Annotated in this window: 11 protein-coding genes; 8 read left to right on the forward strand and 3 right to left on the reverse strand. The window is 71.4% G+C overall.

Translation table 11 applies throughout. From position 1 onward, the window contains the following. Nucleotides 1-7 precede the first annotated feature (7 nt). Nucleotides 8-784, forward strand: a complete 777-nt coding sequence (locus SLUN_RS10685) for an adenosylcobinamide-GDP ribazoletransferase (protein WP_108148269.1) — start codon at nucleotides 8-10, stop codon at nucleotides 782-784. Nucleotides 785-796: 12 nt separating this feature from the next. On the opposite strand, the gene SLUN_RS10690 is transcribed toward SLUN_RS10685, so the two are convergent. From SLUN_RS10690 to SLUN_RS40305, 3 genes are all read right to left on the reverse strand, one after another. Continuing rightward, nucleotides 797-1612 carry an endo alpha-1,4 polygalactosaminidase gene (locus SLUN_RS10690; RefSeq protein WP_108148270.1) on the reverse strand — a complete coding sequence of 272 codons (816 nt, stop codon included), beginning with the start codon at nucleotides 1610-1612 and terminating at the stop codon, nucleotides 797-799. After that, complete coding sequence (locus SLUN_RS10695; RefSeq protein WP_108148271.1) at nucleotides 1609-2241, reverse strand: spherulation-specific family 4 protein; 633 nt, start codon at nucleotides 2239-2241, stop codon at nucleotides 1609-1611. Before SLUN_RS10695 ends, SLUN_RS10690 begins: the two co-directional genes overlap by 4 nt. A 173-nt stretch (nucleotides 2242-2414) precedes the next feature. Next, the gene (locus SLUN_RS40305) at nucleotides 2415-2744 is read right to left on the reverse strand and encodes a hypothetical protein (protein WP_175314157.1); all 330 of its coding nucleotides are present in this window, start codon (nucleotides 2742-2744) and stop codon (nucleotides 2415-2417) included. 275 nt (nucleotides 2745-3019) lie between these two features. On the opposite strand from SLUN_RS40305, the gene SLUN_RS10705 reads away from it, so the two are divergent. The 7 genes from SLUN_RS10705 to SLUN_RS10735 all read left to right on the forward strand — a co-directional run bounded on the left by SLUN_RS10705 (nucleotide 3020) and on the right by SLUN_RS10735 (nucleotide 13641). Next, complete coding sequence (locus SLUN_RS10705) at nucleotides 3020-4564, forward strand: leucyl aminopeptidase (protein ID WP_108148272.1); 1545 nt, start codon at nucleotides 3020-3022, stop codon at nucleotides 4562-4564. Nucleotides 4565-4758: 194 nt separating this feature from the next. Beyond that, nucleotides 4759-6147, forward strand: a complete 1389-nt coding sequence (gene lpdA / locus SLUN_RS10710; RefSeq protein WP_108148273.1) for a dihydrolipoyl dehydrogenase — start codon at nucleotides 4759-4761, stop codon at nucleotides 6145-6147. Nucleotides 6148-6200: 53 nt separating this feature from the next. After that, complete coding sequence (gene sucB, locus SLUN_RS10715; RefSeq protein ID WP_108148274.1) at nucleotides 6201-7985, forward strand: 2-oxoglutarate dehydrogenase, E2 component, dihydrolipoamide succinyltransferase; 1785 nt, start codon at nucleotides 6201-6203, stop codon at nucleotides 7983-7985. A gap of 150 nt (nucleotides 7986-8135) precedes the next feature. Further along, nucleotides 8136-8759 (forward strand): GntR family transcriptional regulator, encoded by a 624-nt coding sequence (locus tag SLUN_RS10720; protein ID WP_108148275.1) that lies wholly within the window; start codon nucleotides 8136-8138, stop codon nucleotides 8757-8759. A 253-nt stretch (nucleotides 8760-9012) separates the two neighbouring features. Then, the gene (gene aceE / locus SLUN_RS10725) at nucleotides 9013-11682 is read left to right on the forward strand and encodes a pyruvate dehydrogenase (acetyl-transferring), homodimeric type (RefSeq protein WP_108148276.1); all 2670 of its coding nucleotides are present in this window, start codon (nucleotides 9013-9015) and stop codon (nucleotides 11680-11682) included. Nucleotides 11683-11778: 96 nt separating this feature from the next. Then, on the forward strand, nucleotides 11779-12597 hold the full coding sequence (locus SLUN_RS10730) for a MerR family transcriptional regulator (protein ID WP_108148277.1): 819 nt from the start codon (nucleotides 11779-11781) through the stop codon (nucleotides 12595-12597). A gap of 69 nt (nucleotides 12598-12666) precedes the next feature. Then, nucleotides 12667-13641, forward strand: coding sequence for a helix-turn-helix transcriptional regulator (locus SLUN_RS10735; RefSeq protein ID WP_108154654.1), 975 nt, complete (start codon nucleotides 12667-12669; stop codon nucleotides 13639-13641). Nucleotides 13642-13656 lie beyond the last annotated feature (15 nt).

The raw sequence follows: 13656 nt of genomic DNA on the forward strand, positions 1-13656 counted from the left end.
TCGCGCGATGATTCCTCAGGACGGCATACGTTTCGTCTTCGGCACCCTGACCGCACTCCCGGTCCGCGTCACGCGCTGGGACCGTGAGGCGGCACGCGCCGGAATGCTGTGCGCGCCGCTGGCCGGGCTGGTCGTGGGCCTGTTCGCGGCGGCCCTGGGCGGAGTGCTCCTGCTGCTGGGTTCCGGCCCACTGCTCGCCGCGGTGGCCACGGCCGCCGTCCCCGCCGCCCTCACCCGCGGCCTTCATCTGGACGGCCTCGCCGACACGGCCGACGGTCTGGGAAGCGGCAAGCCCGCCGAGGACGCCCTGCGCATCATGAAGCAGTCGGACATCGGGCCGTTCGGGGTCATCACGCTGCTGTTCGTGCTGCTCGCGCAGGTCGCCGCGCTGACCGAGCTGTACGGGCAGGGCTGGGCGCAGGGCGCGGTCGGCGCCGCGGTCTCCGGTGTCACCGCCCGACTCGCCCTCACCCTCGCCTCCCGCACCGGAGTCCCGGCGGCCCGCCCCGAAGGCCTCGGCGCGGCGGTCGCGGGGGTCGTTCCGGTCCGCGCCGGGCTGGCCGTCGCGGCTCTGGTCACCGGGGTCTGCTCGGCGGCGGGCGCGCTCCTCGGCGGATACGGCGGCGTACTGCACCAGGCACTGGCGGTCCTGGCCGGTCTGGGCGCGGCCCAACTCCTGCTGCGTCACTGCGTACGCCGCTTCGGCGGGGTGACGGGGGATGTGTTCGGCGCGCTGGCCGAGGCCGCGGCGACGGCTTCGCTCATCGCGCTCGTGCTCGGCTAGGCCTGGCGGGACCTAGCAGGCCTGCCGCCAGACCCCCAGTTCGTACTTCTTCAGCATCGAGCTGAGCTTCAGGCTGCGGGCCCGGGGGCAGAACTCCGCGGTCTTCAACTCGTACTCGACATGGAAGACCGCCTTGCCCGCCTCGATGAACGGGGTCATCTCCTCGCACTCGTCGTACTCGGCGCACTGTTCGTTGACCGCGAAGTCGAAGTCGCCCACCAGCTGCGGGATCTGGTCGAGGTCGTTCTTCAGGCCGACGGCCATGCCCCGGTCGTGGGCGAGGCGCGCGATCAGACGGTTGTAGCGGAGCTGGTCGGCGGCGGTGATGCGGAAGCCGGTGGGGTTGGCGTACGCGTCCATGTTGTCGGGCTCGACCGCGTCGAAGCCCTTGGCCCGGCACATGTCGATGCGTTCGGCCATCAGGGGTTCGAGGATGTCGGTTCGGCGGATGTCGAGCCAGCGCTCGCCCTCCCAGCCGTTGCCGCGGCCGAGGAGCGCCTTGGGGAACTTCGCGGCGTCGGGGCGGAAGTCCTCCCAGGCGCCGGTGGAGAGATAGCAGATGACCTTGCGCCCCCGGCGGTGCAGATCGTCGACGGCGGACTTCGGGTGGTTGAAGCCGTCGATGTCGTACACCGGTACGTCCACGGTCGGGTCGAGCCGGCCGCTGAGCTGCCACTGCCAGGCCACTCCCGGCTCCGGCAGCCAGCGCTCGGCGGACGGCCTCGGATCCGTCTGGTCCGGCGCCTCGTGCGGCTCGTTCCGCTCCGGGGCGGTGCAGCCCGCCAGTACGAGCAGGAGCAGCGCGAGCAGCAGGGGGACACGTCTCACCGGGCGGGCTCCAGGGCGTGGGGAAGGGTGCCCCAGGGGTGCGCCCCGGTACCGGGGACCAGACAGTGGACGGCCGCGGCGGCGCGGGCGTTGGGCGGGGCGGCGTAGATGAGATGGCAGAAGCGTTCGGGCGGGTGGGCAGCGGTCCAGAGCGGGAGGACGAGGTCGCGGTAGGTGTCCCAGGGGCCCTCGAACGTGACCAGCAGCTCGGCGAGTTGAGCATAGCCGGGGTCGGGGTGGACGCCGTGGTTGAGGACGAGGGTGCGGGCGCCGGCCGCGCGGGCGGCGACGGTGAGGCGGCGGTAGTGGGGCAGCGCGCCGGGTTCCGCGGACACCTGGTCGAGGAAGGCCCCGTCCGCGCCGTACCAGTCACGGTGGCGCAGCAGATCGTGCACGACGGCGGAGTGCGGGCGGCGGGCGTAGTCGGTGTCGGCGTAGCCGAGGACGCGCACCCCGGCGGCGCGCAGCCGCTCCGCGACCGCCGCGAAGGCCGGATCGGGGGCGGTGCCGGGGCCGTCGGCCGGGTTGAGCACCACGCCGTAGAGCCGGGGCGCTGCGGCGACGACGGCGTCCCAGGCGTCGGGGCGCTCGGCGGGGTGCTCGTAGTAGGGCACCAGCAGGGTCTTCACGGAAGGCTTCCTCCGTCGCGGTGGGCGGTCGCACGGCCCAGCAGACCACAGACCCGGGCGGCCGGCAGCACCGCCGTGACAGCCGCGCTGCCGAGGCCGACGAGACGGGGGCTGCCCGTCCCGGTAGGGGCGAGACCGCGGTGCGACCGCACGACATCTGGTCGGCGGCGGGCTCAGGCGGGGAGCCTGAGCGTGACCGCCGACTGGAGCAGCTCCGGTGATGTCCAGGCCGAGCGCGCTCCCGCGTACGCGGCCCCGAACACGGCGGTGCCCAGGAAGAGTTGCTTCACGCGCACCGTCCGGTACGGCACCCCGGTGTCCTTCAGCTCCGCGACGATCGCGCCGACCGCGCCGCCTCCGTCGTCGACGACGAGCACGGTCAGATCGATGCGCGGCGCGGGCGCCGCGGCGGCTGCCCCCGCCGCCGGTACGGCCGTGGCCGGCATTCCGGCGGCCAGTGCCACCGCGGCCGCCCTGCCCGCGCGCAGTCCGTGGAACCCCATGGTTTCCCCCCTCGCACGAAGCCCCGGCACCCGGAAAATGCGGAGGACCTGTGCAGATGACGCAAAGAAGCCCCTCGCCCCCTTGCCCGAATGACGCGAGTGTGACTCAGGTCTCGCCGGAGTTCGGGGCAAACGTGAAAGAGACGCCACGGATGAGTGAACTGCCGCCGCCGTGAGCGATACATGCGGCCGCGCGTAGGCTCTTGTCCGGCGTGGGATGTCGATCCATCCCCTTCTACGGCCCCGGAACTCAACGGAAGCGAGATTTCACCACCGTGACTGCTCTCACTCTCAGCACTGCCGGAGCGGCGACGCTGCGCGCAGACGCCCTCGTCGTCGGCGTCGCGAAGGGCTCCAGGGCCCCGGTCGTCGCGCCGGGCGCAGAGGCCGTGGACAAGGCGTTCGACGGCAAGCTCGCCGCGATCCTGGAGACCCTCGGTGCCACCGGTGCCGAGGGCGAAATCACCAAGCTCCCCGCGCCGTCCGGCCTCAGGACACCGGTCGTCCTCGCGGTCGGGCTCGGCCCCGTACCCGAGAAGGACCAGGCGTACGGCGCCGAGTCGCTGCGCCGTGCCGCGGGCGCCGCGGCCCGTGCGCTGACCGGTTCGAAGAAGGCCGCGTTCGCCCTGCCGGTCGAGGCGGCCGAGGACGCGGAGGCCATCGCGGAGGGCGCGCTGCTCGGCGCGTACGCCTTCACCGCCTACCAGGGCGGCGAGAAGGATGCGAAGAACGGCAAGGACGGCACCGGCAATGGCGTGAAGCTGCCGCTCGCCGAGGTCGCCCTGCTCGGCGCCAAACCGCGCGACAAGGCGTTCAAGGCCGCGGCCGAGCGCGCGATCGCGCTGACCGAGGAGATCAACCGCGCCCGCGACCTGATCAACACCCCGCCGAACGACCTCTACCCCGAGTCCTTCGCCGCCGTGGCCACCGCCGCCGGCAAGGAGCACGGCATCAAGGTGCAGGTCTTCGACGAGAAGGCACTGGCCAAGGGCGGCTTCGGCGGCATCCTCGGCGTCGGCCAGGGTTCGCAGAACCCGCCCCGCCTGGTGAAGCTCACCTACACCCACTCCAAGGCGGCCAAGACCCTGGCGCTGGTGGGCAAGGGCATCACCTACGACTCGGGCGGCATCTCGCTGAAGCCGGCCGGCCACAACGAGACGATGAAGTGCGACATGAGCGGCGCGGCCGCCGTGTTCGCCGCCGTCGTCGCGGCCGCCCGCCTGGGCCTCGCGGTCAACGTCACCGGCTGGCTCGCGCTGGCCGAGAACATGCCGTCCGGTTCGGCCACCCGCCCCGGTGACGTACTGCGCATGTACAGCGGCAAGACGGTCGAGGTGCTCAACACCGACGCGGAGGGCCGCCTGGTGCTGGGCGACGCGCTCACCAGGGCCTGTGAGGAGAACCCGGACGCGATCGTCGACGTCGCGACGCTGACCGGCGCGATGGTGATGGCGCTGGGCAATCGCACCTTCGGCATCATGTCGAACGACGACGCCTTCCGTACCTCGATCCACGAGATCGCGGAGGAGGTCGGCGAGCAGTCCTGGCCGATGCCGCTCCCCACCGAGCTGCGCAAGGGCATGGACTCGCCGACCGCCGACATCGCCAACATGGGTGAGCGGATGGGCGGCGGCCTGGTGGCCGGTCTGTTCCTGAAGGAGTTCGTGGGCGAGGGCATCACCTGGGCGCACCTGGACATCGCGGGCCCGGCCTTCCACGAGGGTGCGCCGTTCGGCTACACCCCCAAGGGCGGCACGGGGTCCGCGATCCGCACTCTGGTCAAGCTCGCCGAGCGCACCGCCGCGGGTGACCTGGGCTGAGGCCTGCGTCACGTAAGGGACCCGGAGGCCCGTGGTAAACCGGCCCCGGGTCCCGCCTTCCGGCAACAAGTGCGAAGATGGGTTCTCGGCAGGACAGGGCCCCCACCACAGGGCCGAAAATACAGCGGCCGAACACCAGCCGCCGACCGGCCATCGAGGACCGGCGACCGGCGCACATGCATGGAGGACGTGACGTGGCGAACGACGCCAGCACCGTTTTCGACCTAGTGATCCTCGGCGGTGGTAGCGGCGGTTACGCTGCGGCGCTGCGTGGAGCTCAGCTGGGCCTGGACGTCGCCCTGATCGAGAAGGGCAAGGTCGGCGGTACCTGCCTGCACAACGGATGTATCCCCACGAAGGCTCTGCTGCACGCCGGCGAGATCGCCGACCAGGCTCGTGAGGCCGGCCAGTTCGGCGTCAGGGCCACCTTCGAGGGCATCGACATCGAGGCCGTCCATAAGTACAAGGACGAGGTGATCAGCGGCCTGTACAAGGGTCTCCAGGGTCTGATCGCCTCCCGCAAGGTCACCTACATCGAGGGTGAGGGCCGGCTGTCCTCCCCCACCTCCGTCGACGTGGGCGGCCAGCGTGTGCAGGGCCGCCACGTCCTCCTCGCGACCGGCTCCGTGCCGAAGTCGCTGCCGGGCCTGGAGATCGACGGCAACCGCATCATCTCCTCGGACCACGCGCTGACGCTGGACCGCGTCCCGCAGTCCGCGATCGTGCTGGGCGGCGGCGTCATCGGCGTCGAGTTCGCCTCCGCGTGGAAGTCCTTCGGCACCGACGTCACCGTCATCGAGGGTCTGAAGCACCTGGTCCCGGTCGAGGACGAGAGCAGCTCGAAGCTGCTTGAGCGCGCGTTCCGCAAACGCGGCATCAAGTTCAACCTGGGCACCTTCTTCCAGAAGGCCGAGTACACCCAGGACGGCATCCGCGTCACCCTCGCCGACGGCAAGACCTTCGACGCCGAGGTGCTGCTGGTCGCCGTCGGCCGCGGCCCGGTCTCCGCCGGTCTCGGCTACGAGGAGCAGGGCGTCGCGATGGACCGCGGCTATGTCCTGGTCGACGAGTACATGCAGACCAATGTGCCCACGATCTCGGCGGTCGGCGACCTCGTCCCGACGCTCCAGCTCGCGCACGTCGGCTTCGCCGAGGGCATCCTCGTGGCGGAGCGCCTGGCAGGTCTCAAGCCCGTTCCGATCGACTACGACGGTGTGCCGCGGGTGACGTACTGCCACCCGGAGGTCGCGTCCGTCGGTATCACCGAGGCCAAGGCCAAGGAGATCTACGGAGCGGACAAGGTCGTCGCTCTGAAGTACAACCTCGCGGGCAACGGCAAGAGCAAGATCCTCAAGACCGCGGGCGAGATCAAGCTCGTCCAGGTCAAGGACGGTGCCGTGGTCGGCGTCCACATGGTCGGTGACCGTATGGGCGAGCAGGTCGGCGAGGCTCAGCTGATCTACAACTGGGAGGCACTGCCGGCCGAGGTCGCGCAGCTCATCCACGCGCACCCGACGCAGAGCGAGGCGCTCGGCGAGGCCCACCTGGCCCTGGCCGGCAAGCCGCTGCACTCCCACGACTAGTAGTCCAGGGCGCGACGACCACTTCCGCACATTCGTAAGGAGCAACTGAAACCATGGCGGTTTCCGTAACCCTTCCGGCGCTCGGCGAGAGCGTCACCGAGGGCACTGTCACCCGCTGGCTGAAGGCCGAGGGAGAGCGCGTCGAGGCCGACGAGCCGCTGCTCGAGGTGTCGACCGACAAGGTCGACACCGAGATCCCCGCCCCGGCCGCCGGCATCCTCGCGTCCATCAAGGTCGCCGAGGACGAGACTGTCGAGGTCGGCGCCGAGCTGGCCATCATCGACGACGGCACCGGTGCTCCGGCTGCCGCCGCGGCCGAGACCGTGGTGGCTCAGCCCCCCGCCGCTCCGGCTCCGGTCGCCGAGGCCCCCGCGGCCCCGGCTCCGGCCGCCGCGCCCGCTCCGGCCCCCGTTCCGGCCGCTGCCCCCGCGGGCGGCGCCACCGGTACGGACGTTGTCCTCCCCGCGCTCGGCGAGAGCGTCACCGAGGGCACCGTCACCCGCTGGCTCAAGGAGGTCGGCGAGGAGGTCGCGGAGGACGAGCCGCTGCTCGAGGTCTCCACGGACAAGGTCGACACCGAGATCCCCTCCCCCACCGCCGGCGTGCTGCTCGAGATCGTGGTCGGCGAGGACGAGACGGCCGAGGTCGGCGCCAGGCTCGCAGTGATCGGCGCCCCGGGTACCGCTCCTGCCGCCGCGCCCGCTCCGGCTGCCCCGGCCCCCGCCGCCGCTCCGGCTCCGGCCCCGGTCGCTGCTGCTCCGGCTCCGGCTGCCCCTGCGGCTCCCGCGGCCCCGGCCGCGCCTGCTGCTCCGGCCGCTCCGGTCGCCGCTCCGGCGCCCGCCCCGGCTCCGGTTGCCGCTCCGGCTCCGCTCACCCCGGCCCCGGTGGCTCCGGCCGCCCCCGCCGGTGACGACGGCGCGTACGTGACCCCCCTGGTCCGTAAGCTCGCCGCCGAGAACGGCGTGGACCTGGCCGCGGTCAAGGGAAGCGGCGTCGGTGGCCGGATCCGCAAGCAGGACGTCATCGCCGCCGCGGAGGCCGCCAAGGCCGCCGCCAAGGCGCCCGTCGCCGCTGCTCCGGCGGCCGCTTCGAAGGCCCCGGCCCTCGAGGCGTCCCCGCTGCGCGGGCAGACGGTCAAGATGACCCGCATGCGCAAGGTCATCGGCGACAACATGATGAGGGCGCTGCACTCGCAGGCCCAGCTGACCTCGGTCGTCGAGGTCGACATCACCAAGCTGATGAAGCTGCGCAACCAGGCGAAGAACGCCTTCGCCGCCCGTGAGGGCGTCAAGCTGTCCCCGATGCCGTTCTTCGTCAGGGCCGCGGCCCAGGCGCTGAAGGCCCACCCGGTCATCAACGCCCGGATCAACGAGGACGAGGGCACGATCACCTACTTCGACACCGAGAACATCGGTATCGCGGTGGACTCCGAGAAGGGTCTGATGACCCCGGTCATCAAGGGTGCGGGCGACCTCAACATCGCCGGTATCTCGAAGAAGACCGCGGAGCTCGCGGGCGCGGTCCGCGCCAGCAAGATCACCCCGGACGACCTGGCCGGCGCGACCTTCACGATCAGCAACACCGGCTCGCGCGGTGCACTGTTCGACACGGTCATCGTCCCGCCGAACCAGGCCGCCATCCTGGGCATCGGCGCCACCGTCAAGCGTCCGGCGGTCATCGAGACCGCCGAGGGCACCGTCATCGGCGTCCGCGACATGACGTACCTGGCTCTCTCCTACGACCACCGCCTGGTGGACGGCGCCGACGCGGCCCGCTACCTGACGGCCGTCAAGGCGATCCTGGAGGCCGGCGAGTTCGAGGTCGAGCTCGGCCTGTAGGGCTCACCAGCAGTACGACAGTGCCCCGTCCGGAACACTCCGGGCGGGGCACTGTCGTACCCACGAGGCCTGTTCCGGCGCACCCTTGGGCAGCCTGCCGGTGGGCGCCGCCGTATTGTCATTCGTGCCTGTCGCACTGGAGGAGCCCTCATGACCCCGCCCGTCATCCACTCGCTGCGCGAACAGATCCGCGAGCACATCGTGGAGGGGATCGTCAGCGGCCGCTGGAAGCCGGGCGAGCGGATCGTCGAGCGGCGGATCGCCACCGAGCTGGAGGTATCCCAGACGCCGGTGCGCGAGGCGCTGCGCGAGCTGGAGAGTCTGCGGCTGATCGAGTCCGCGCCCAACAAGGGCGTACGGGTACGGAATCTCACCGCCGCCGATCTCGAGGAGAGCTACCCGGTGCGGGCCGGCCTGGAGCAGATCGCCGCCGAGCTGGCGGCCGGTCGGCTGGCCGACGACTGCTCGGCGCTGGAGCCGCATGTGGCCGCCCTCTACGAGGCGGACAGGGCCGCCGACTCGGCCGCGCAGGTGCGGCACACGGTCGGCTTCCACCGGGAGCTGGTGCGGGCCGCCGGGAACAGCGTGCTGCTGCACACCTGGGAGGGGCTCGGCATCGAGGTGTTCACGGCGCTCTCGATCCGCTGGCTCGGCACGGTGCAGAAGTCGTACGCCGAGGAGCACCAGGAGCTTGTCGAGGCCTTCCGCCGCCGTGACCCGGAGATCGGCCCGCTGGTGAAGGCCCACGTCCTGGGCTGCGCGCCGAGGGCCTGACCGGGGCTCCGCGGGCGCCTGTCGGGGCTCCGCCCCGAACCCCGCCCCTCAATTACCGAGGGGCTGATTTGCCCCGGTTCGGGGCGACACCCTGTGCCCCATTTCGCGGCACTGGATGCCAATTTCCCAGGATCTTTGATCGATCATCGATCAGGGACTTACAGTTGGCGCCGGGTTCACCAACCCGTCGCCCTGTCCTGCCAGGCAAGGCCCCCCTTTTCTCCACCCCCCTCCTGTCCGGAAGGCGGCGATCATGACCGACCCCGTAGGCAAGCTTCCGAGCGAGCTCGACCAGCTCCCGGACCGTGACGCCGAGGAGACCGCCGAGTGGGCGGCCTCCCTCGACGCCGTCACCGAGCACGCCGGCCCGCACCGAGCCGCGTACCTGATGCGCCGCACCCTCCAGCACGCCGAGAGGGCCGGCGTTCCCGTGCCCCGGCTGCTGGAGACGGACTACGTCAACACCATCCCCACCTCCGCCGAGCCCGCCTTCGACGGCGACGAGGCGATGGAAGCCCGCATCACCGCGTGGAACCGCTGGAACGCGGCCGCGATGGTCACGCGCGGCTCCCGCTTCGGCGTCGGCGGCCACATCGCCACCTTCGCCTCCGCGGCCTGGCTCTACGAGACCGGCTTCAACCACTTCTTCCGCGGCAAGGAGGGCGACGGCAGCGGCGACCAGCTCTACATCCAGGGCCATGCGTCCCCCGGCATCTACGCCCGCGCCTTCCTCGACGGACGTCTGTCCGAGCAGCAGCTCGACCACTTCCGCCAGGAGGCCGGAGGCAACGGCCTGCCGTCCTACCCGCACCCGCGCCGGCTGCCCTGGCTCTGGGAGTTCCCCACCGTCTCGATGGGCCTCGGCCCGCTCTCGGCGATCTACCAGGCGCGCTTCAACCGCTATCTGCACAATCGCTCCATCAAGGACACCGCCAACTCGCACGTCTGGGCCTTCCTCGGCGACGGCGAGATGGACGAGCCCGAGTCGACCGCGGCCCTCGCCCTCGCGGCCCGTGAGCAGCTCGACAACCTGACCTTCGTCATCAACTGCAATCTGCAGCGCCTCGACGGTCCGGTCCGCGCCAACTTCCGTGTGGTGCAGGAGCTGGAGGCCCAGTTCCGCGGCGCCGGCTGGAACGTCGTCAAAACGCTGTGGGGCTCCGCCTGGGACGAGCTGTTCCAGCTCGACACCACGGGCGCGCTGGTCCGCCGGCTGCGCGAGGTCCCGGACGCCCAGTTCCAGACGTACGCGACGCGTGATGTGGCGTACATCCGCGAACACTTCTTCGGCACCGGGCCCGCGCTCGCGCAGCTTGCCTCGGTCCTGAGCGACGCGAAGATCGCCGAGTGCTTCTACACCTCCCGCGGCGGCCACGAGGCCCGCAAGGTGTACGCGGCCTACCGCGCGGCCGTCGAGCACAAGGGCGCGCCGACCGTGATCCTCGCTCAGACGGTGAAGGGCTACACGCTCGGCAAGGGCTTCGAGTCCAAGAACGCCAACCACCAGATGAAGAAGCTGACCAGCGACGAGTTCAAGGGCATGCGTGACCTGCTCGGACTCCCGATCCCGGACAGCGCGTTCGCGGATGGCCTGGTGCCCTACGGCCACCCCGGCGCCGACTCCGCCGAGGTCCGCTACCTCCAGGAGCGCCGCGCCGCGCTCGGCGGCCCGGCCCCGGCCCGCCGCGTACAGGCGGTGGCGCTGCCCGCGCCTGAGGAGCGTGCCTTCAAGGCGCTCGAAAAGGGCTCCGGCAAGCAGGAGATGGCCACCACCATGGCCTTCGTGCGCCTGGTCAAGGACCTGATGCGGGACAAGGAGACCGGCAGGCGCTGGGTTCCGATCGTCCCGGACGAGGCCCGCACCTTCGGCATGGAGTCGCTCTTCCCGTCGGCCGGGATCTACTCCCCGCTGGGGCAGACGTACGAGCCGGTCGACCGCGACCAGCTGATGTACTACAAGGAGGCCAAGGACGGCCAGATCCTCAACGAGGGGATCACCGAGGCCGGTGCCATGGCGGACTTCATCGCCGCGTCGACGTCGTACGCGACGCACGGCGAGCCGATGATCCCGTTCTACATCTTCTACTCGATGTTCGGCTGGCAGCGCACGGCCGACCAGATGTGGCAGCTCGCCGACCAGCTCGGCAGGGGCTTCATCGTCGGTGCCACCGCCGGTCGTACGACCCTGACCGGTGAGGGCCTGCAGCACGCGGACGGCCACTCGCATCTGATCGCCTCCACGAACCCGGCGTCGCTCAACTACGACCCGGCGTTCGCGTACGAGATCGCCGTCATCGTCAAGGACGGTCTGCGCCGGATGTACGGCCCGGAAGCGGAGAACGTCTTCTACTACCTGACGGTCTACAACGAGCCGAAGCGGCAGCCCGCGATGCCCGAGGGCGTCGAGGAAGGCATCCTCCGCGGTCTCTACCGCTTCAAGGAGGGAGTCGCCGCCTCGGCGGAGGCTCCCCGCCTCCAGCTCCTCGCCTCCGGCACGGCGATCCACTGGGCCCTCGAGGCGCAGGAACTGCTCGGCTCCGACTGGGGAGTTACGGCCGACGTCTGGTCCGCGACCTCCTGGGGCGAGCTGCGCCGGGACGCACTGGAGGCCGACGAGGCACTGCTGCGCGGCGAACAGCGTACGCCGTACGTCACCCAGGCGCTGGAGGGCGCTCCGGGCCCGGTGCTGGCGGTGTCCGACTGGATGCGCCAGGTGCCGGACCAGATCAGCCAGTGGGTCGAGCAGGACTACTCCTCGCTCGGCACGGACGGCTTCGGTCTCTCCGACACGCGTGAGGCGGCCCGTCGCCACTTCGGCGTGGACGCCCGGTCGATCGCGGTCGCCGCGCTGGCCCAGCTGGTCAAGCGCGGCGAGGTCCCGGCCTCGGCCGTGAAGGAGGCGCGCGAGCGCTACGGGTTCTGACGCCCGCTGTGTGTACGAAACCCCCGGTGGCCGCACGGCCGCCGGGGGTTCCTCCTTGACCCTGACACCGTGTGAAGCCGTGCAGTAGGGGGCGTCATGTTCACCATCGGAGACTTCGCCAGGCACGGCCGTGTGTCGGCCCGCATGCTGCGTCACTACGACGCGATCGGGCTGCTGCGCCCCGAGCGCACCGACCCGTTCAGCGGCTACCGCTACTACGCGGCGGCCCAGCTCGCCCAGCTCAACCGCATCATCGCCCTGAAGGATCTCGGCTTCACGCTGCAACAGGTGCGGGAGATCCTGGAGGAGCGCGTGAGCTCTGAGGAGCTGCGCGGGATGCTCACGCTGCGGCGGGCCGAACTGGAAGAGGCGATGGCCGCGGCGGCCGCCGGGCTGGCCCAGGTCGAGGCGAGGCTCCGGTCGATCGAGAGCGAGGGGCACATGCCCACCGAGGACGTCATCGTCAAGAGCATCCCCGCGGTACGGGTGGCCGAACTGACCGCCACCGCGGCAGGTTACGGACCCGAGCACATCGGCCCTGTCATCAGCCCCCTGTACGACGAGCTGTTCCGGCGTATCGAGGCGGCCGGTGTGACGCCGACGGGCCCCGGCATCGCCTACTACGAGGACGCGCCCGAGGGCGACGGCGCGATCCTGGTGCACGCGGGAGTCACGGTCGCCGCCGGTCCGCAGCCGGGCCAGGGCTTCGAGACCGTCGACCTGCCGGCCATCGAGCGGGCGGCGACGATCGTGCACCGCGGTCCCATGGACGCGATCGTGCCCACGGCACAGATCCTGGGCCGCTGGATGGACGCGGGCGGCCACCGCTCGGCGGGCTACGCGCGTGAGGTCTCCCTGGAGTGCCCGGCGGACCGCGAGAAGTGGGTGACGGAGCTGCAGGAGCCCCTGGGCTGAGTTCTGATGTCCGCGGCCGGACTCCGTCCGGTACCCCGGGCCCGCGGCCGCCGCGTGGACAATGGGCGGATGCGCGCTGCCCGGCTGATCAAGATGGTGCTGCTCCTCCAGGCACGGCCCTCCATGACCGGCGCCGAGCTGGCCAAGGAGCTCGAGGTGTCGGAGCGGACCATCACGCGGGACGCCCTCGCGTTGTCGGAGGCCGGGGTTCCGGTCTACGCCGACCGGGGGCGGGCCGGCGGGTACCGGCTGGTCGGCGGCTACCGCACCCGGCTGACCGGGCTCGGCCGCAGTGAGGCCGAGGCGCTCTTCCTCTCCGGGCTGCCGCGCGCGCTGCGGGAGATGGGCCTTCAGGACGCGGCGTCCGCGGCCCGCCTGAAGGTCTCCGCGGCGCTGCTGCCCTCCCTGCGGGACGCCTCCGACTCCGCGGCTCAGCGCTTCCATCTGGACGCCCCCGGCTGGTACCAGGAGCCCGCGACGCCCGAGCTGCTGCCCGCCGTCGCGGAGGCGGTGTGGGACGACCGGCTGCTGTCCGCCCGCTACCGGCGCCAGGATGCCGAGGTGGAGCGGGAGTTGGCTCCGTACGGCCTCGTGCTCAAGGCGGGCGTCTGGTATCTGTGCGCCCGCGCCGACGGCGGCGCGGGCACGGTCCGCGTCTACCGGATCGACCGGTTCACCGCGGTGACTCTCGGCGATGAGCGGTTCGAACGGGACGAGGATTTCGATCTGCCGGGGTTCTGGGAGGAGCGGGCGGCCCAGTTCGCGCGCTCGATCCTCCGTAGCGAGGTGGTCGTACGCCTCTCGGAGGCGGGCGCCGAGCGGCTGCCGTACGTCGCCGACCGCGCCGCCGCGCGCGAGGCACTGGCGGCGGCCGGGGCAGCGGACGACGAGGGCCGGGTGACGGTCACTCTGCCGGTGGAGTCCGCGAATGTGGCGTACACCCAACTCCTGTCCCTGGGACCGGATGTGGAGGTCCTGGGGCCGCCGGAACTGCGTGCCCGCTTCGCCGACGCCACGGACCGTACGGCACGCCTCTACCGGTAGTGGCTCTACCGCCAG

Source organism: Streptomyces lunaelactis, assembly GCF_003054555.1.
Classification (GTDB): Bacteria; Actinomycetota; Actinomycetes; order Streptomycetales; family Streptomycetaceae; genus Streptomyces; species Streptomyces lunaelactis.

Coding starts and splice junctions, on each gene's coding strand:
- SLUN_RS40305 (WP_175314157.1), bottom strand. CDS start 2,744: ATGGGGTTCCACGGACTGCGCGCGGGCAGGGCGGCCGCGGTGGCACTG.
- aceE (WP_108148276.1), top strand. CDS start 9,013: ATGACCGACCCCGTAGGCAAGCTTCCGAGCGAGCTCGACCAGCTCCCG.
- SLUN_RS10720 (WP_108148275.1), top strand. CDS start 8,136: ATGACCCCGCCCGTCATCCACTCGCTGCGCGAACAGATCCGCGAGCAC.
- SLUN_RS10730 (WP_108148277.1), top strand. CDS start 11,779: ATGTTCACCATCGGAGACTTCGCCAGGCACGGCCGTGTGTCGGCCCGC.
- SLUN_RS10685 (WP_108148269.1), top strand. CDS start 8: ATGATTCCTCAGGACGGCATACGTTTCGTCTTCGGCACCCTGACCGCA.
- sucB (WP_108148274.1), top strand. CDS start 6,201: ATGGCGGTTTCCGTAACCCTTCCGGCGCTCGGCGAGAGCGTCACCGAG.
- SLUN_RS10735 (WP_108154654.1), top strand. CDS start 12,667: ATGCGCGCTGCCCGGCTGATCAAGATGGTGCTGCTCCTCCAGGCACGG.